This is a genomic window from Streptococcus mitis (genome assembly GCF_047460035.1).
Lineage (GTDB): Bacteria > Bacillota > Bacilli > Lactobacillales > Streptococcaceae > Streptococcus > Streptococcus mitis_DW.
This window is the reverse complement of record NZ_JASHHB010000005.1, coordinates 140,158-158,790: the sequence shown is the minus strand read 5'-3', so window position 1 is coordinate 158,790 and position 18,633 is coordinate 140,158. Positions and strand designations below refer to the sequence as shown.

The 18,633-nt window shown below is 40.3% G+C and carries 14 protein-coding genes; 12 read left to right on the top strand and 2 right to left on the bottom strand.

The window, feature by feature from the left end:
* Nucleotides 1-294: 294 nt before the first annotated feature.
* From QM956_RS05960 to QM956_RS05945, 4 genes are all read left to right on the top strand, one after another.
* A complete protein-coding gene (locus QM956_RS05960; protein ID WP_049544006.1) occupies nt 295-1,275 on the top strand; it encodes an N-acetylmuramoyl-L-alanine amidase family protein in 981 nt (326 codons plus the stop codon).
* 145 nt (nt 1,276-1,420) lie between these two features.
* Entirely contained in the window at nt 1,421-2,746 is a 1,326-nt protein-coding gene (locus tag QM956_RS05955) for an N-acetylmuramoyl-L-alanine amidase family protein (protein ID WP_049544004.1), read from the top strand.
* A 143-nt stretch (nt 2,747-2,889) separates the two neighbouring features.
* On the top strand, nt 2,890-4,515 hold the full coding sequence (locus QM956_RS05950; protein ID WP_060627308.1) for an N-acetylmuramoyl-L-alanine amidase family protein: 1,626 nt from the start codon (nt 2,890-2,892) through the stop codon (nt 4,513-4,515).
* A 215-nt stretch (nt 4,516-4,730) separates the two neighbouring features.
* Nucleotides 4,731-6,896, top strand: a complete 2,166-nt coding sequence (locus QM956_RS05945) for an LPXTG cell wall anchor domain-containing protein (protein WP_414302341.1) — start codon at nt 4,731-4,733, stop codon at nt 6,894-6,896.
* Nucleotides 6,897-7,036: 140 nt separating this feature from the next.
* Here QM956_RS05945 and QM956_RS05940 read toward each other — a convergent pair whose 3' ends face one another.
* Nucleotides 7,037-7,924 carry an Rpn family recombination-promoting nuclease/putative transposase gene (locus tag QM956_RS05940; RefSeq protein WP_261082616.1) on the bottom strand — a complete coding sequence of 296 codons (888 nt, stop codon included), beginning with the start codon at nt 7,922-7,924 and terminating at the stop codon, nt 7,037-7,039.
* A 147-nt stretch (nt 7,925-8,071) separates the two neighbouring features.
* Between QM956_RS05940 and polA the strand changes: the two genes are divergently transcribed.
* Both polA and QM956_RS05930 read left to right on the top strand, forming a co-directional pair.
* Nucleotides 8,072-10,705, top strand: coding sequence for a DNA polymerase I (gene polA / locus QM956_RS05935; RefSeq protein WP_414302340.1), 2,634 nt, complete (start codon nt 8,072-8,074; stop codon nt 10,703-10,705).
* A gap of 84 nt (nt 10,706-10,789) precedes the next feature.
* Nucleotides 10,790-11,227, top strand: a complete 438-nt coding sequence (locus tag QM956_RS05930; protein WP_261023435.1) for a CoA-binding protein — start codon at nt 10,790-10,792, stop codon at nt 11,225-11,227.
* Between the two features lie 31 nt (nt 11,228-11,258).
* Here QM956_RS05930 and QM956_RS05925 read toward each other — a convergent pair whose 3' ends face one another.
* Entirely contained in the window at nt 11,259-12,269 is a 1,011-nt protein-coding gene (locus tag QM956_RS05925) for a YeiH family protein (protein ID WP_261023433.1), read from the bottom strand.
* 148 nt (nt 12,270-12,417) lie between these two features.
* Between QM956_RS05925 and QM956_RS05920 the strand changes: the two genes are divergently transcribed.
* The 6 genes from QM956_RS05920 (at nt 12,418) to QM956_RS05895 (ending at nt 18,610) form a co-directional block, all read left to right on the top strand.
* Complete coding sequence (locus QM956_RS05920; RefSeq protein WP_261023432.1) at nt 12,418-13,587, top strand: pyridoxal phosphate-dependent aminotransferase; 1,170 nt, start codon at nt 12,418-12,420, stop codon at nt 13,585-13,587.
* Nucleotides 13,584-14,354 carry a DNA repair protein RecO gene (gene recO, locus QM956_RS05915; protein ID WP_261023429.1) on the top strand — a complete coding sequence of 257 codons (771 nt, stop codon included), beginning with the start codon at nt 13,584-13,586 and terminating at the stop codon, nt 14,352-14,354. Before QM956_RS05920 ends, recO begins: the two co-directional genes overlap by 4 nt.
* Nucleotides 14,351-15,343 (top strand): phosphate acyltransferase PlsX, encoded by a 993-nt coding sequence (gene plsX, locus QM956_RS05910; RefSeq protein WP_050222969.1) that lies wholly within the window; start codon nt 14,351-14,353, stop codon nt 15,341-15,343. Before recO ends, plsX begins: the two co-directional genes overlap by 4 nt.
* Before the next feature lie 5 nt (nt 15,344-15,348).
* The gene (locus QM956_RS05905; protein ID WP_000136448.1) at nt 15,349-15,582 is read left to right on the top strand and encodes an acyl carrier protein; all 234 of its coding nucleotides are present in this window, start codon (nt 15,349-15,351) and stop codon (nt 15,580-15,582) included.
* Between the two features lie 590 nt (nt 15,583-16,172).
* A complete protein-coding gene (locus QM956_RS05900; RefSeq protein ID WP_414302339.1) occupies nt 16,173-17,342 on the top strand; it encodes a PspC-like choline-binding domain-containing protein in 1,170 nt (389 codons plus the stop codon).
* An 89-nt stretch (nt 17,343-17,431) separates the two neighbouring features.
* The gene (locus QM956_RS05895; RefSeq protein WP_414302338.1) at nt 17,432-18,610 is read left to right on the top strand and encodes an N-acetylmuramoyl-L-alanine amidase family protein; all 1,179 of its coding nucleotides are present in this window, start codon (nt 17,432-17,434) and stop codon (nt 18,608-18,610) included.
* Nucleotides 18,611-18,633: the final 23 nt, after the last annotated feature.

Sequence of the window (18,633 nt, the reverse complement as noted above, 5' to 3'; positions counted from 1 at the left end):
AGGGGTTATAGGATAATACTACAGAAGTGAGTTCTGTCCAACTGTCTATGTGGATTAGATATGAATGATTTTACTCAAGGATCAAAAAATTGTGAGATTTTCACTTGAATATAGGATATTTTAAGCGTATTCACTCTCGCAAAGTTGTTTTTTTCACCTTTTTTTCTAAAAATGGGTAAAAACTTTAAAAAGTAGAAGAAAACCCTTGACAAATCCTGCAAATATTTATATACTGTATGGTAGTAAGATAGTCTTACGAAAAATATTTTAAAGAAAAACAAAGGAGATAAAACGATGAAAAAAGTTTTATTGACAAGCGCAGTCGCTCTTGCAGCATTTGGTGCTGTACAAGCTGTTTCAGCTGATGGTAACAACGGTTATAGTACTGGTCGTGTAAACCCACTTACTGGTAAAATCGACCAAGCTAACTATAGCGGAAACACAGTTGTTTCAGCTCACACTGGTGTAGTTGCTGATGCTGACCAATACAAACCAGCAACTCCAGCTACAAACCCATACGCTGTAAGAAATCGTATCGGTAAAGATGGTAAGGTTTTACCAGATGTATTTGGTAATGGTACTCATGTTCGTGTACATGTTAAAGATGTCCAAGGTAACCCTGTAGCAGGTGTTAAAGTAGCTGCTTTAGTATACAAAACACCAGAAGACTTTGACAACTACAAAAAACCAGCTTTAATTGAAGGAACTACTGACGCAGCAGGTGATGTTGAGTTTGCTGTTGAAAACGGTGGTTATGTAGTTTACCGTGTTGATCAAGCTCCAAAAGGTTACTTTGTTCCTGCTAATCTTACAGTAGGTACTCTACTTGATGCAGAAGAAGTTGTACGTGAAGGTTCAGACATGTTTGTTAACGGTGAGTTGACAATCGAAAAAACTGACACTTATAACGTTGCTCGTACTGAGTGGGTTCAAGGTGAAAACGGATGGCACTACTTCGACAACAACAAACAAGCTACTGGTTGGAAACAAGTTGACGGTAAATGGTACTTCTTTAACGCTGAAGGCGTAATGCAAAAATGGTGGGTTAAAGATGGTAACACTTGGTACTACCTAAACGGTTCAGGTGCTATGGAAACTGGTTGGTTGCAAGACGGTGGCAAATGGTACTTCCTTGAAGCATCAGGTGCTATGAAAGCTAGCCAATGGTTTGAAGTTGCTGGTAAATGGTACTACGTTGACGGTTCAGGTGCCCTTGCAGTTAACACAACTGTAGGTGGATACACTGTAAACGGAAACGGTGAATGGGTTAAATAATCTAGTTTAATCAAAAAAGCAGAAGATTTCTTCTGCTTTTTATTTTTTACATAAAAAGTTCAGTTTTTCTTAGAATTTTTTTAAAAAATAAGATACAATAAAGCTAGGTTTATCACCTAAATTTTTAAAAATGGAGAATATTCAAATGAAGAATAAAAAAGCTTTAGCTCTAGCATTAGCTAGTCTAACAATGGCAAGTGCAGCAGTTTTGACAAGTTATTCTGCTACTACTGCTAGTCCAGTAAGTGCGGAAGAAGTTGTTTATAGAACTGAGTGGGTCACAGTGATTAATGGGCGCTCACAGGAGCGTAAGACAGTTTTTTATGAAGATGGTAATCAACCTATTTCAAAACATCCATCAATTGATGGTTTTGAATACCAACGTACTTTTGTTGAAGGTGGGAGAAAATATTACCTATTTGTTGAAAAAGGAACAAAGATTGAAGATCATGTAAATGATCCAGATGCTCCAGTTAGTGAATTAAATACTCAGGGTTATAAGACGTCTGACAAGGATGTAAAATGGCGTGAGTCAGCTGGGAATCGTTATCTTTACTATAAAGGAAACCCTGTAAAAGGTTGGGCAAATGTTGATGGTAAAACTTACTATTTTGATAGTGAAGGTGTTATGGCTCACGGAGTACTTGAAAACACCTCTGAACGTTACTATCTAGATGGACAAGGTGTTAAGAAAACTGGTTTCATTAAAGTAGGAGAAAAAACCTATTATTTTGTGTCAGATGGAGCTCGTAAGACAGAAGTTGTTACCGATAATGGTAAAACTTATTTTGTCAAAGATGGTGTTGTGACAACTGGAGCTCATAAAGTTGGGGCAAAATGGTACTTCTTTGCTGAAGATGGCACAACCAAGTCAGGTATTGTAAAAGACAGTGCTGGTAAATGGTATTACATCACAGCAGAAGGTGAACGTAAGACTGGTCTTATCAAGGATGCTGGAGATAAGTATTACTATGTTACTGAAGAAGGTGAGCGTAAGTTCGGTGAAATCACTGTTGATGGTAAAACGTACTTCTTGACAGATGATTCTGATACTAAAGCTGGCTGGAACAAAGTTGACAATCATTGGATTTATGTAAATAAAGAAGGTAAACGTCAAGTTGGTTGGCTTAAAGATGGTGGTAAATGGTACTATTTTAACGCTGAAGGCATCATGCAAAAATGGTGGGTTAAAGATGGCAACACTTGGTACTATCTAAATGGTTCAGGTGAGATGCAAACTGGCTGGTTGCAAGATGGTGGCACTTGGTACTACCTAAATAGTTCAGGTGCTATGCAAACAGGTTGGGCTAAAGTAGGTGATTCATGGTACTACCTCAAAGGCTCAGGTGCTATGGTAACTGGTTGGTTCCAAGTTGGTGGTAAATGGTACTATGCTTATAGTTCAGGTGCCCTTGCAGTAAGTACTACAGTCGATGGCTACTATGTAAATGCCAACGGTGAATGGGTATAAAATAACAAAGAGAGTGGTTTGAACTGCTCTCTTTTTGTTACTCTTAAATATTTCTACACTTTTTATGTTTTTTATTGCATTTATTATAGGAAAGGGATATAATTTAGATAAATTTATTATCTTAATACAGGAGGATTTTTTCTATGAGAAAAACACTAACAGGTATCTTGCTAGCTACTTCAGTGCTAGCGATGGCTACGGTCCAACAAGTAAAAGCTGCTGAAACAGGGGCAACAACGACTTCAACAACTTCTACGGTTAAAGAAGTCCACTATGCAACATTTAAAAATGGTGGACCTGTAGATATCAAAACTGCACTAACAGGATCTGCTGTGACAGCTGCATCTATTGAGAATCACCCTGAAATTGCAAATTATATCTATACTTCTAGTAGAGAAGAGAATGGTATTATGTATCATATGTATGCGCCAACTGCTACAACAGGTACTACGAATTCTGGTACTCAGACCAATCCATACCATAGAGATAACAACCAAAACAATGGTAGCACTAGTAATACTAATGGGAACAATAACCAAAATGGTACTGGTACAAACAATAATAGTGGCTCAACAACTTCTAACTCTTCTGTCAAAGCAGTTCGTTTTGTAGAATATAAACCTGGTAGTGATGTTCCAGTTGATATTAAAGATCCACGTACAGGATCTGCAGCTTCTGATACCAGTCGTCTGGATATTGCCAACTATACTTATGTTAATGGTGAATTAAAAGGTGATACACTTTACCATATTTATCGTTCAAATTCAACGACTAATACTAACCAAAATAATAGTAATAATCAAAACCAGTCTACTTCTGCAGGTCAATTCAAAACGGAGAACGGGAAGGTCTACTATATTAAGGACGGCAAAAAGGTTACCGGCTGGCAAAAAATTGATGGTAAGACTTACTACTTTGAAGCTGATGGAGCTATGAAAAAAGGTCTATTGACTGCAGGTGATAAGCAATACTACCTAGATGAAAAAGATGGTTTCAAACAGTTAGGATTTGTAAAAGTTGCTGATAAGGTTTACTATTTTGTTGAAAATGGTGATAAGAAAACTGGCTTTATCAAAATTGATGATAAAACTTACTATCTAAAAGAAGGTGTTCGTCTAACAGGGGATATTACAGTAGACGGGAAACATTATTTCTTAGATGAGGAAGGTGTCCTTAAACCAGGTATTGTTTTAATTGATGGTAAAAAATTCTTCATCGATGATGAGGGAAATCGTCATGTTGGATGGAAGAAAATTGGACTGGATTGGTATTATTTCTCTAAAGAAGATGGAATGAAGACAGGTTGGGTCAAAGATGGGTCATGGTATTACTTGGATGAAACTGGTGTGATGAAAACTGGCTGGAAACAAGTTGATGGTAATTGGTACTATCTTAACGGCTCAGGTGCTATGGAAACTGGCTGGAAATTTATAAATGGCAGCTGGTATCATTTTGATAGTTTAGGTAAAATGGGTACTAGATGGATAAAAGACAATGGTACATGGTATTATCTTGACGGTTCAGGTGCTATGCAGACAGGCTGGAAATTTGTAGATGGCAATTGGTATTACCTCAATGCTTCAGGTGCTATGCAGACAGGTTGGTTGAACCAAGGTGGAACATGGTATTATCTTGCTAGTTCAGGCGCTATGAAGACAGGTTGGTTCCAAGTAGCTGGTAAATGGTATTATTCATATTCTTCAGGAGCTTTGGCAGTTAATACTACAATTAATGGGTATACTGTGAATGCTAATGGTGAATGGGTTTAATTTTAAGTAATTAAATCAAAGCAGGGGAGAAATCTCCTGCTTTTTAGCTTTTTTGGCTCTTTGTCAACTGTAGTGGATTGAAGAAAAGATAAGATTTAGAAAGGATAAATTTTTCCAGTTTAAATGAATTAAAAGGGTTTATTTATATTGCTTGCTTATGACATTAAGAAACGTTATAATGGAAAGGAATATATTATAAAAAAGAGGTTTTTAAAATGGATAAAAAGAAAATAATTTTAACTAGCTTGGCTAGTGTTGCTATGTTGGGATCCGCATTTATTGCTTCTCAACCGTCAGTTGTAAAAGCTGCAGAAGAAACTACAGCTCAAAATGAAATTTTAGCTAATTTTGATCAAGCTTTAGAAGAAACTATTAAAGAATTAGAAGAAGAAGCAAAAAATGATCCAGGATCAGCTGAAAGTATTAAAGAGACAATTGCAAAATTAAAAGCAGAAGCAGCTAAAGAGAGAGCTAAAATCGAGGATGGGTTCAAGACAGGGAAAACCGCAGAAGCTACTGAAAATGAAATAGAAGAAATTGCTAAAAAAGAGGAAGCAGAAGAGGAAGAAGCAGCTAAAGCAGAGGAAGCAGCTCAAAAAGAATTTTTAGCGAATTTTGATAAAGCGTTAGAAGACGCAATTGCAGAATTAAAAAAAGCGGATACTCAAAATAATCCTGAATTAGCAAAACAAGTTGCAGAGGCCATTACAAAATTAAAAGCAGAAGCAGCTAAACAGAAAAAAGAAATCGAGGATGGTTTCAAAAATGGTTTAACTGTAGAAGAAGCTGAAAAAGCAATTGATGATGCAAATAAAAAAGCTGCGGAAGAAGCAAAAGCAGAAGCAGAAGCAAAAGCAAAACAAGACGAGTTCTTAGCAAATTATGATAAAGCATTAGAAGAGGCTGTCAAAGAATTAGAAAAAGCTGAAACGAATAGTCCAGAAGAGGCTGTCAAAGAATTAGAAAAAGCTGAAACGAATAGTCCAGAAGAGGCAAAAGCAAAAGCTGACACAATTGCAGCATTAAAAGCAGCATCAGACGCAACAAGAAAACAAATCGTAGAAGGCTTCGAAAAAGGATTAACTGTAGAAGAAGCAGAGAAATTAATCGATAAAGCAAATGAGAAAGCTGCAGAAGAAGATAAAGAAGCGGCAGCAAAAGAAAAAGCAGCACAAGACGAGTTCTTAGCAAATTATGATAAAGCATTAGAAGAGGCTGTCAAAGAATTAGAAAAAGCTGAAACGAATAGTCCAGAAGAAGCAAAAGCAAAAGCTGACACAATTGCAGCGTTAAAAGTAGCATCAGACGCAACAAGAAAACAAATCGTAGAAGGCTTCGAAAAAGGATTAACTGTAGAAGAAGCAGAGAAATTAATCGATAAAGCGAATGAGAAGGCTGCAGAAGAAGATAAAGAAGCGGCAGCTAAAGAAGAAGCAGCGCAAAAAGAATTCTTAGCTAATTATGATGCAGCATTAAAAGCAGCAATTGCAGAGTTAGAAAAAGCTGAAACGAATAGTCCAGAAGAAGCAAAAGCAAAAGCTGATACAATTGCAGCATTAAAAGCAGCATCAGACGCAACAAGAAAACAAATCGTAGAAGGCTTCAAAAAAGGCTTAACTGCAAAACAAGCCGAAGAATTAATCGATAAAGCGAATGAGAAGGCTGCAGAAGAAGATAAAGAAGCGGCAGCTAAAGAAGAAGCAGCGCAAAAAGAATTCTTAGCTAATTATGATGCGGCATTAAAAGCAGCAATTGCAGAATTAGAAAAAGCTGATACGAAGAATGATCCTGAATTAGAAAAACAAAAACAGGAAGTAATTGAAAAATTAAAGGAAGAAGCAGCTAAAAAGAGATCTGACTTTGTGAAACGATTCAAAGAAGGCTTAACTGCAAAAGAAGCAGAAAAAGAATTAGATGCGGCAAATAAAAAAGCTGAAGAAACTACAAATCCCGCTCCTGCTGAGGAAAATAAACCAGCTGAACAACCTAAATCAGAAAAAGGTGAAGCTTTAGTTCAAGAAGAACTTCCAGAGTATCCTGAAATTAAAAAAGTAGGTGATAGTACTGGTAGCCCAACTAAAGAAGAAGGTAGACAAAGTGATAACACAGCTGTAAATGAACCTGCACTTGTATCAAAAACACCATCAGCTTCTGGAACAGATGCTCCAGCAGCAACACCAGCAGATGCTCCAGCAACTCCTGCGGTTGCACCAACTGTAGCAGGAACTAGCCAAGACAATACTTATCAAGCCCCAGCTGCAAAAGCAGATGATAAGAAAGAACTTCCAAATACTGGTGGAAAAGATAATGTTGCAATTGCATCATTAGGATTCCTTGGATTGCTCCTTGGTGCCCTTCCATTTGTGAAACGCAAAAACTAATTAGTTGAAGATATAAAAGAGAAGGATTTATGCCCTTCTCTTTTTGTGATATGGACTATAGTGAGAGTTCTGTTGAAAAGAAGAAAAAAGTGAACAAAACGATGTTTCAGCTTTGTTCACTTTTATGTTATTCTATAAACTTACAATAGTGCCTCAAATTCAGCGACAGTCATACCCAATTGCTGACTGGCAACCTCGGAAGTCAGAAGACCTTGGCGAACTATATCTAAGAAAGCAAAGACTCTTCCTTCAACTTTCCCACGTTCAAGTCCCTCGGCTCTAGCAGTTTCCAAAGCATAGTCCTGTGCTAACAAAGCTTGTTCTTCGCGTCTGCGTTGTTCACTAAACATCTTCCTGTCCTCCTCGGACCAGCTCTTGTAGTCCAGCAGTTGGTCTGCTTGGCTGATAGCTCGCTCAGGTTGTTGGGTAAAGGGCTTATTCCCGAAAAACTCCAACCACGGCTTGCGAACCTTGTCTTTGCTGGTTTCTCTGTATTTTTTTAGTTCCAAGAATGCTATCTTGACTAGATAGTTTTCTTGTCCATTGTTTGTAATTGTTAAAGCCTCACCTGTCGTGTCCTCGCGCATACTAAAGCTATGGAAAGCCAAGTCATCTTGGAAATAATTGCTATCCACGATTGCAATGGCATAAACGGGGGCGATGTGTTTGTAACTTTGATGAGTATTGCCTTCTTGCTGACGAATTTTTTCAAGGTTTTGATTGACCTGACTGCACAGGTAAGCCCACAAACGATTAATGAAAAAATTCTGATGATGAACTTGGATTTCGATAATAACCTGAGTACCGTTGTCCAACTCTGCCAAGACGTCTATACTAGTATAGAAATCCTGCGCCGAGTAGGGCAGGGAAGGCAAGACGTGAATGTTACTTCCCTCCAAAATGGTCACATTTTTTGCTGGCAAGTCCAGCATATCGCGTATAAATTGACAAGTGATTTCTGGATTGCTAAAAATCTTCTTAGCCACTAAATCATTGGTTGGGCTGATGCCCGGATGACGTAATGTCATATTCTTTCTCCTTTCATTATAGCACATTTTTAAATCTAGGTTTAATGGATTCTCTGGCTCTATCTATTTATTCGGAAAAGAGATGAAAAATACTCGGTCTAGCTCTTCCCAATGGTATTTTTTGGTGCTTTCCTTTATAATGGGTGTATGGATAAGAAAAAATTATTATTGATTGATGGGTCTTCTGTTGCTTTTCGGGCGTTTTTTGCCCTCTATCAGCAGTTGGACCGTTTTAAGAATGCGGCTGGCTTGCATACCAATGCAATTTATGGCTTCCAGTTGATGTTGAGCCATTTGTTGGAGCGGGTTGAGCCGAGTCATATTTTGGTGGCTTTTGATGCGGGAAAGACGACCTTCCGGACAGAGATGTATGCGGACTATAAGGGTGGTCGGGCTAAGACTCCTGATGAGTTTCGTGAGCAATTTCCTTTCATTCGTGAGTTGTTGGATCATATGGGGATTCGTCACTATGAGTTGGCTCAGTATGAGGCGGATGATATCATTGGGACACTGGATAAACTAGCAGAGCAGGATGGTTTTGATATTACCATTGTCAGTGGGGACAAGGATTTGATTCAGCTGACGGATGAGCATACGGTGGTTGAGATTTCTAAGAAAGGTGTGGCTGAGTTTGAGGCCTTTACGCCAGAATATCTCATGGAAAAGATGGGCATCACACCGACTCAGTTTATCGATCTCAAGGCGCTCATGGGTGATAAGTCGGATAATATCCCTGGGGTGACCAAAATTGGTGAAAAGACGGGTATCAAGCTCTTGCTGGAGCATGGCTCACTCGAGGGGATTTATGAGAATATCGATGGGATGAAGGCTTCTAAGATGAAGGAAAATCTCATCAATGATAAGGAACAGGCTTTTTTGTCTAAAACACTGGCGACTATTGATACCAAGGCACCGATTGCGATTGGTTTGGAGGATTTGGTCTATAGTGGTCCAGATGTGGAAAATCTTGGGAAATTCTACGATGAGATGGGCTTCAAACAGCTCAAGCAGGCTTTAAATGTGTCGTCAGCTGATGTGGCTGAGAGTTTGGATTTTACTATTGTTGACCAAATCAGTCAAGATATGCTGAGTGAAGAGTCTATCTTCCATTTTGAGCTTTTTGGTGAGAATTACCATACGGATGATTTGGTTGGTTTTGCTTGGTCTTGTGGAGATAAGCTCTATGCCACAGACAAGCTTGAGCTGTTGCAAGACCCGATTTTCAAGGCCTTTTTAGAAAAAACACCTTTGAGGGTGTATGACTTTAAGAAAGCTAAAGTTCTCTTGCATCGTTTGGGTGCGGATTTGCAGGCGCCTGCTTTTGATAGCCGATTGGCTAAATACCTCCTTTCGACTGTGGAGGACAATGAAATTGCGACCATCGCTAGTCTTTATGGTCAGACTTATTTGGTTGATGATGAGACTTTCTATGGTAAGGGAGTCAAGAAGGCCATTCCTGAACGCGAGAAATTCTTAGAACATTTGGCACGTAAACTTGCCGTTTTGGTCGAAACAGAACCTATTTTGCTTGAAAAACTTAGCGAAAATGGGCAATTAGAGCTTCTTTATGATATGGAGCAACCTTTGGCTTTTGTCCTTGCCAAGATGGAAATTGCTGGGATTACGGTCAAGAAAGAGACCTTGCTTGAGATGCAGGCTGAAAATGAGCTTGTCATTGAAAAACTGACTCAGGAGATTTATGAACTGGCTGGTGAGGAGTTTAATATCAACTCGCCTAAGCAGTTGGGAGTGCTTCTCTTTGAAAAATTGGGGCTACCTCTAGAATACACTAAGAAAACTAAGACTGGATACTCGACAGCGGTGGATGTCTTGGAGCGCTTGGCTCCTATTGCGCCAATTGTTAAGAAAATCCTGGATTACCGTCAGATTGCCAAGATTCAATCGACTTATGTGATTGGCTTGCAGGACTGGATTTTGGCTGATGGTAAGATTCATACTCGTTATGTGCAGGATTTGACCCAGACTGGGCGTTTGTCTAGTGTGGATCCAAACTTGCAAAATATTCCTGTGCGTTTGGAGCAGGGGCGTCTCATTCGGAAGGCTTTTGTACCCGAGTGGGAGGATAGTGTGTTGCTCAGTTCGGATTATTCACAGATTGAATTGCGCGTTTTGGCGCATATCTCTAAGGATGAGCACTTGATTAATGCCTTCCAAGAGGGGGCAGATATCCATACTTCGACAGCCATGCGGGTCTTTGGCATTGAACGTCCTGAGGATGTGACTGCAAACGACCGTCGCAATGCCAAGGCAGTTAACTTTGGGGTGGTTTATGGAATCTCAGACTTTGGCTTGTCTAATAATCTGGGTATTAGTCGTAAGGAAGCCAAAGCCTATATTGATACCTACTTTGAACGCTTCCCAGGTATTAAAAACTACATGGATGAAGTGGTGCGTGAGGCGCGTGATAAGGGCTATGTAGAGACCCTCTTCAAGCGTCGTCGTGAGTTGCCAGATATCAATTCGCGCAACTTTAATATTCGTGGTTTTGCGGAGCGGACAGCTATCAACTCTCCTATTCAGGGTTCGGCAGCAGATATTCTCAAGATTGCCATGATTCAGCTGGATAAAGCCTTGGTTGCAGGTAGTTATCAGACTAAGATGCTGTTACAAGTGCACGATGAAATCGTACTTGAAGTTCCTAAATCTGAATTGGCAGAGATGAAAAAATTGGTCAAACAAACCATGGAAGAAGCTATTGAACTCAGTGTTCCCCTTATCGCAGATGAAAATGAAGGGGTAACCTGGTACGAGGCTAAATAAAAAGGGGGCTAGTCCTCCTTTTTTGTAGTAGAATTATGCAAGCCTTTTCAAAATGTGCTATACTGATGAAAAAGGAGGATTTCTATGAGTCAAGAATTTATCAATCCAAGTGATGGCGTGATTCGTCAGTATCTCACAACGAGTAAAACCCTTGCTGTGGTGGGCTTGTCAGACCGTGAAGAAACAACTAGCAATCGAGTGACCAAGGAAATGCAGGCTCGGGGTTATAAAATTATCCCAGTCAATCCCAAGGCGGCAGGTGGTGAAATCTTGGGTGAAAAAGCTTATGCTAGTCTAGCTGAGATTCCTTTTCCTGTAGATATTGTCAATGTTTACCGTCGCAGTGAGTTTTTGCCAGATGTGGCGCGTGATTTTCTCAAGGCTGATGCTAAGATTTTTTGGGCACAGCTAGGACTTGAAAGTCTAGAAGCGGAAGAAATCTTGCGTGCTGGTGGATGTAATGATATCGTGATGAATCGTTGCATCAAGAGAGAGCATACACGCTTGATTGAGGAAGCATAAGAAAAAGGTAGCTGGAGGGCTACCTTTTGTGTTAGAAAATACCAATCAATGCTTGCATACCAAGACTAGTGAGGATGATGGCAATCCAGCAAAGGGCTCCAAGAAGAATGGATTTACCACTGGATCTGACCATGGCTACTAGATTGGTTTTAAGCCCGATAGCACTCATGGCCATGATAATGAGGAATTTGGAGAGTTGTTTGAGAGGGGTAAAGAAACTACTGGATACCCCGAGAGAGGTCAGTAGGGTGGTTAGGAGAGATGCAAGGATAAAGTAAAGGATAAACAGTGGGAAGACTTTTTTCAGCTGTAAGCCTTGCTTATTTTTTTGCTCGCGACTTTGCCAGTAGGAGAGAAAGAGAGTGATGGGGATGATAGCCAGAGTACGTGTGAGTTTGACAATGGTTGCGGATTCCAGGGTATTAGTCTGGTAGAGACTGTCCCAGGCGCTGGCGGTAGCGGTTACAGAGGAAGTATCATTGACCGCAGTCCCTGCAAAGAGGGCGAAGCCGTCATTGGATAGATGAAGCCAGGTGCCGAGGGTTGGAAAGATGAGCGCAGCCAAGACATTGAAGAAAAAGATAACGGAAATGGCTTGGGCTACTTCCTTTTCCTTGGCGTGAATAACAGGCGCTGTTGCTGCAATGGCAGAGCCCCCACAGATAGAAGAACCCACTCCAATCAAGGTAGCCAGTTTTGTGTCCAGTGCAAAGAAACGCTGGAAGAGGAAGGCAACAATCAAGGCTATTGAAATGGTGGACAGGATAACAGGGAGTGAAGATTGTCCGACTGCGAAGACTTGCGAGATATTGAGACCAAAACCAAGCAAGATAACAGCATACTGGAGCAATTTTTTAGAACTAAAGGTCAATCCAGCATCCAGTTGTTTATAGGGCGAGAGAAAGGGATGGAGAAGCATGCCTATGAAAATTGCAAAGACAGGCGCGCCAATAACAGGGAAGAATCCTCCTAAGTACCAAGATACGATTGAAATCAGAAGACAGGCCAATATACCTGCTCCATTTTTTGATAGAAATGACATAAAAACCTCCAAATAGAATCTGTTACCATTATAGACCTGTAAACAGGAAAAGTAAAATAGAAAGTGGAAAGCTATTCTCTAATGTATTTTTGCGGTCGGGGGGCTTTTGTAGTATAATAGAGATACGTTTTGAAAGTAGGAGGTATCTATGGACTTAACTAAGCGCTTTAATAAACAGTTAGATAAGATTCAAGTTTCGTTGATTCGTCAGTTTGACCAGGCTATTTCGGAGATTCCTGGGGTTTTGCGTTTGACCTTGGGGGAACCTGATTTTACAACGCCAGATCATGTCAAGGAGGCGGCCAAGCGAGCGATTGACCAGAACCAATCCTACTATACAGGGATGAGTGGTCTGTTGACTTTACGTCAGGCAGCCAGTGACTTTGTTAAGGAAAAGTACCAACTGGACTATGCTCCTGAAAATGAAATCTTGGTTACAATTGGGGCGACAGAGGCTTTATCTGCTACTTTGACAGCTATTTTGGAAGAGGGAGACAAGGTACTCTTGCCAGCTCCTGCTTATCCGGGTTATGAACCGATTGTCAATCTAGTTGGGGCAGAGATTGTCGAGATTGACACAACTGAAAATGGTTTTGTCTTGACTCCTGAAATGTTGGAGAAGGCCATTTTGGAGCAGGGAGACAAGCTCAAGGCGGTTATCCTCAACTATCCATCCAATCCGACAGGAATTACTTATAATCGGGAGCAGTTGGAAGCCTTAGCAGCTGTTTTGCGTAAGTACGAAATTTTCGTTGTCTGTGATGAGGTTTACTCAGAATTGACCTACACAGGGGAAGCCCATGTGTCTCTAGGAACTATGTTGAGAGACCAGGCTATTATTATCAATGGTTTGTCTAAATCACATGCCATGACAGGTTGGCGTTTGGGGCTGATTTTTGCTCCTGCGGCCTTCACAGCCCAGTTAATCAAGAGTCACCAGTACTTGGTGACTGCCGCAAATACCATGGCTCAACATGCTGCGGTGGAAGCCTTGACAGCTGGTAAAAACGATGCGGAGCCTATGAAGAAGGAATACATCCAGCGTCGGGACTATATTATCGAGAAAATGACTGCTCTTGGTTTTGAGATTATCAAACCAGACGGTGCCTTCTATATCTTTGCTAAGATTCCAGCAGGATATAATCAAGATTCTTTCGCTTTTCTGAAGGATTTTGCTCAGAAGAAGGCCGTTGCCTTTATCCCTGGTGCTGCCTTTGGGCGTTATGGAGAAGGTTATGTTCGTCTGTCTTATGCAGCTAGCATGGAGACGATCAAAGAAGCCATGAAACGACTTGAGGAGTATATGAGAGAAGCATGATTCAGTCTATCACGAGTCAAGGCTTGGTGCTCTACAATCGTAACTTTCGTGAGGATGACAAGCTCGTCAAGATTTTTACAGAGCAGGCTGGTAAGCGGATGTTTTTCGTCAAACATGCTGGCCAGTCCAAACTGGCTCCAGTTATTCAGCCCTTGGTGCTGGCACGATTTCTCTTACGAATCAATGATGACGGGCTTAGCTACATTGAGGACTATCATGAGGTGATGACTTTTCCCAAGATTAATAGCGACCTCTTTGTCATGGCTTATGCGACCTATGTAGCGGCTCTTGCAGATGCTAGTTTGCAGGACAATCAGCAGGATGCCCCCTTGTTTGCTTTTTTACAAAAGACCTTGGAGTTGATGGAAGAGGGTTTGGATTATCAGGTCTTGACCAATATTTTTGAAATCCAAATCTTGACTCGATTTGGGATCAGCCTCAATTTTAATGAGTGTGTCTTTTGTCATCGGGTTGGTCAGGCTTTTGACTTTTCTTTCAAATATGGTGCCTGCCTCTGTCCAGATCATTATCATGAAGATGAGAGACGTTGCCATCTCAATCCCAATATCCCTTATCTGCTCAATCAATTTCAAGCTATTGATTTTGAGACCTTGGAGACCATTTCGCTCAATCCCGAAATCAAGCAAGAGCTACGCCAATTTATGGATCAACTCTACGAAGAGTACGTTGGGATTCACCTAAAATCAAAGAAATTTATTGATTCCCTAGCAGACTGGGGACAATTACTAAAAGAGGAAAAGAAATGAAAAAAATCGCAGTAGATGCCATGGGGGGCGATTACGCACCCCAAGCCATCGTTGAGGGTGTCAATCAAGCCCTAGCTGACTTTTCAGATATCGAGGTTCAACTCTACGGAGATGAAGCTAAAATCAAGCAATATCTAACAGCGACAGAGCGCGTCAGCATTATCCATACGGATGAGAAGATTGATTCAGACGATGAACCTACAAGAGCTATTCGGAAGAAGAAAAATGCCAGTATGGTATTGGCGGCTAAGGCTGTCAAAGATGGAGAGGCAGATGCTGTCCTATCGGCTGGGAATACAGGTGCTTTGTTGGCAGCAGGATTTTTCATCGTGGGTCGTATCAAGAACATCGACCGTCCTGGGCTTATGTCGACCTTGCCAACTGTAGATGGAAAAGGTTTTGACATGCTCGACCTCGGTGCCAATGCGGAAAATACAGCCCAGCACCTCCATCAATACGCTGTTCTAGGTTCCTTCTATGCTAAAAATGTCCGTGGAATTGCGCAACCACGCGTTGGCTTGCTCAATAACGGAACAGAGAGTAGCAAGGGCGATCCGCTTCGTAAGGAAACTTACGAATTACTAGCAGCTGATGAAAGTTTAAACTTTATCGGAAACGTGGAAGCGCGTGATTTGATGAATGGCGTTGCGGATGTTGTCGTGGCAGATGGTTTCACGGGAAACGCTGTGCTCAAATCCATTGAAGGAACAGCTATGGGAATCATGGGTTTGCTCAAGACAGCTATTACAGGTGGTGGTCTTCGAGCGAAACTAGGCGCCCTCCTTCTCAAGGATAGCCTTAGAGGTTTGAAAAAACAGCTCAACTATTCAGATGTTGGTGGAGCAGTCTTGTTTGGTGTCAAGGCACCGGTTGTCAAGACTCATGGCTCAAGCGATGCCAAGGCTGTTTATAGTACAATCCGCCAGATTCGTACCATGCTAGAGACAGACGTGGTTGCCCAGACTGCGCGTGAATTTTCAGGAGAATAAAAGAGATGACAGAAAAAGAAATTTTTGACCGTATTGTGACCATTATCCAAGAGCGACAGGGAGAGGACTTTGTCGTGACAGAATCCTTGAGTCTGAAAGACGATTTGGATGCTGACTCAGTTGACTTGATGGAGTTTATCTTGACGCTGGAAGATGAATTTAGTATCGAAATCAGCGATGAGGAAATTGACCAACTGCAAAGTGTAGGCGATGTGGTTAAGATCATTCAAGCAAAATAGAAATCGGAGTTCCAAGGCACTTGCTTTGGAATTTTTTATTTGGCTTAATACTCTTCGAAAATCTCTTCAAACCACGTCAGCGTCGTATGGTTACTGACTTCGTCAGTTCTATCCACAACCTCAAAACAGTGTTTTGAGCAACCTGCGGCTAGCTTCCTAGTTTGCTCTTTGATTTTCATTGAGTATAAGTGACCGTTTAGGAACAGATTTAGTCTTTCTAGGGACAGAAGAGATATGGTGACAAATAAGGGATATAATAAAATCAGAAAAATCAATCTCCAAAAGGAGATAAGAAATGAAGATCAAAAGAAGAGATAGATTGATTTTCGTAGAACAAAAATGTTAATATAATCACAATTTTAATTGACTTTCCTTTTTTCCAGGACTATAATGTAGATATAAAAAAGGATTTATTTTATAGTTGGGAGAAGGTGATGGCTATGTACTTTTGATAAACTAGTCTCTATCTTATGTTCATGGAAATTTTAGGAGGTCTGAGTGGTTCAAGTTTATGAATCGGGTATCTCTTTTGGCTTCGTTTCTATTGGATTTTCTTGCTTTGGATTTATCTATTTTAGGAGGAAATAACTATGAAAAAATCTAAACTATTCACTCTTGGTTTGCTTGCAGGTGCTGGTCTGCTTTTGTCAATCAATCAAGCACAAGCTGCAGATACTTGGGTTAAAAATGGTTCTGACTGGAATCTTTCTCAAGATGGCAGTCTCGCTAAAAATAAATGGGTGCAAAATGCTGGCTCTTGGTATCACTTCGATAGCGCTGGTAAAATGCAGACAGGCTGGCTCAAAGACGGAAATACATGGTATTCCCTAGCAGATAGTGGCGCTATGCGTACTGGCTGGTACAAGGAAGCTGGAACATGGTACTCTCTAGCAGATAGTGGCGCCATGCGTACAGGTTGGTACAAAGAAGGGGCTACATGGTATTACCTCAAAGGCAGTGGAGCTATGGCAACAGGATGGGCGACTGCAAATGGTGAATGGTCTTACTTTGAAAAATCAGGTGCTATGGTCGCAGACAGAGCTGTTCCAGCCAGCGATGGAGAAAGTTATATCATTGGTAAGGATGGCTATATGTTGACTTTAAAAAATAGCCCTTATAAAGATGATGATATTGTCCGTTTAGGTGATGGATATGAGTATCTGATTACATCAAAATTTGACGGACATAACTATACTGATGTTATCGTGGCTAAAAATACTTGGTATATCAAACCTGAGTTCAAGAAGTTTTCCGACAAATATGGGGATGAGGTTGCAAATACAACCTTAGCTTTAGTAGATAATAAAGAAGAAGGACAAGAAATTGATCCTAAAGCTGTTATTCGTAATTTCCAAAATCTACCAGGTCGATATTACTTTGGAGCAGATGGTCGTAGAGTATTACCACTTCCAGAGATGACAACTAGATCAGAAATCAAAAAAGTTGGCAATGATCTTTATCTAGAAGACCCAGGTGTACGACTTAGACTATCTGCTCACTTCACAATCAATAACAATAAACTATACTATTTAGAAAATAAGCAAGGTAAGCTCAAAACAGGTTACTTTGTACTGATTGATGATGGTATGGCTACAACCCACCATCACTTCCTTGTATATGCAGACCAATCTGGTGAAATTCTTAAAATGAAACGATTGCCAACAGGAATTTCAGATTATCTTAATAAAGAAATTGATGGTTTCTACGGTCAAACTGTTAAAATCGATAGTAAGACAGGTAATGTTTCTGTTGTGAAATAAACTATCAGACAGAGTAAAACGAAAAAAGCGAACAGCTTTGTTTACTAGGAAGTCATGTTCATTTCACTATAGAATAGGAGGAAATGGCTATGAAAAAATCTAAATTACTCACACTTGGTTTGCTTGCAGGTGCTGGTCTGCTTTTATCTATCAACCAAGCACAGGCTGCAGATACTTGGGTTAAAAATGGTGCTGACTGGAATCTTTCACAAGATGGCAGTCTAGCTAAGGATAAATGGGTACAAAATGCTGGCTCATGGTATCACTTCGACAGCACTGGTAAAATGCAGACAGGCTGGCTCAAAGACGGCAATACCTGGTACTCACTAGCAGATAGTGGTGCTATGCGCACAGGATGGTACAAGGAAGGCAACACCTGGTACTCACTAGCAGATAGTGGTGCCATGCGTACAGGTTGGTACAAAGAAGGGTCTACATGGTACTATCTTCGTTTTAGTGGTTCTATGCAGACAGGTTGGGAGTTCATAGATAATAATTGGTATTATTTTGAACAATCAGGTGCAATGGCCTCTGATAGAGTTGTAAATTCTAGTGATGGCACAGGCTATATTCTCAGCAAGGATGGCCATATGTTCACTTTACAAAATAGCCCTTATAAACATGGTGACATTGTTCGTTTAGGCGATGGATATGAATATCTGATTAAAGCAAAATTTGACGGAAATAACTTTACTGATATTATCGTGGATAAAAACACTTGGTATATTAAACCTGAGTTCAAGAAGTTTTCCGACAAATATGGGGATGAGGTTGCAAATACAACCTTAGCTTTAGTAGATAATAAAGAAGAAGGACAAGAAATTGATCCTAAAGCTGTCATTCGTAATTTCCAAAATCTACCAGGTCGATATTACTTTGGAGCAGATGGTCGTAGAGTATTACCACTTCCAGAGATGACAACTAGATCAGAAATCAAAAAAGTTGGCAATGATCTTTATCTAGAAGACCCAGGTGTACGACTTCGATTTGATAACTTCACAATCAATAACAATAAACTATACTATTTAGATAATGGACAAGGTAAGCTCAAAACAGGTTACTTTGTACTGATTGATGATGGTATGGCTACAACCCTCCATCACTTACTTGTATATGCAGACCAATCTGGTGAGGTTCTTAAGATGAAACGCTTGCCATCAAGATTTTCAGATTATTTTGACAAAGAAATCGATGGTTTCTATGGTCAAAAAATTAAGATTACACAGCCAAATAAGTATGAATATTACAAGGTTCTTGTGGTAAAATAAATAGATAAGCAATCTTCACAACG

What these genes read in the sequence shown, in the direction of transcription:
- QM956_RS05960 (WP_049544006.1), top strand. Translation starts at nt 295, where the DNA reads ATGAAAAAAGTTTTATTGACAAGCGCAGTCGCTCTTGCAGCATTTGGT.
- QM956_RS05955 (WP_049544004.1), top strand. Translation starts at nt 1,421, where the DNA reads ATGAAGAATAAAAAAGCTTTAGCTCTAGCATTAGCTAGTCTAACAATG.
- QM956_RS05950 (WP_060627308.1), top strand. Translation starts at nt 2,890, where the DNA reads ATGAGAAAAACACTAACAGGTATCTTGCTAGCTACTTCAGTGCTAGCG.
- QM956_RS05945 (WP_414302341.1), top strand. Translation starts at nt 4,731, where the DNA reads ATGGATAAAAAGAAAATAATTTTAACTAGCTTGGCTAGTGTTGCTATG.
- QM956_RS05940 (WP_261082616.1), bottom strand. Translation starts at nt 7,924, where the DNA reads ATGACATTACGTCATCCGGGCATCAGCCCAACCAATGATTTAGTGGCT.
- polA (WP_414302340.1), top strand. Translation starts at nt 8,072, where the DNA reads ATGGATAAGAAAAAATTATTATTGATTGATGGGTCTTCTGTTGCTTTT.
- QM956_RS05930 (WP_261023435.1), top strand. Translation starts at nt 10,790, where the DNA reads ATGAGTCAAGAATTTATCAATCCAAGTGATGGCGTGATTCGTCAGTAT.
- QM956_RS05925 (WP_261023433.1), bottom strand. Translation starts at nt 12,269, where the DNA reads ATGTCATTTCTATCAAAAAATGGAGCAGGTATATTGGCCTGTCTTCTG.
- QM956_RS05920 (WP_261023432.1), top strand. Translation starts at nt 12,418, where the DNA reads ATGGACTTAACTAAGCGCTTTAATAAACAGTTAGATAAGATTCAAGTT.
- recO (WP_261023429.1), top strand. Translation starts at nt 13,584, where the DNA reads ATGATTCAGTCTATCACGAGTCAAGGCTTGGTGCTCTACAATCGTAAC.
- plsX (WP_050222969.1), top strand. Translation starts at nt 14,351, where the DNA reads ATGAAAAAAATCGCAGTAGATGCCATGGGGGGCGATTACGCACCCCAA.
- QM956_RS05905 (WP_000136448.1), top strand. Translation starts at nt 15,349, where the DNA reads ATGACAGAAAAAGAAATTTTTGACCGTATTGTGACCATTATCCAAGAG.
- QM956_RS05900 (WP_414302339.1), top strand. Translation starts at nt 16,173, where the DNA reads ATGAAAAAATCTAAACTATTCACTCTTGGTTTGCTTGCAGGTGCTGGT.
- QM956_RS05895 (WP_414302338.1), top strand. Translation starts at nt 17,432, where the DNA reads ATGAAAAAATCTAAATTACTCACACTTGGTTTGCTTGCAGGTGCTGGT.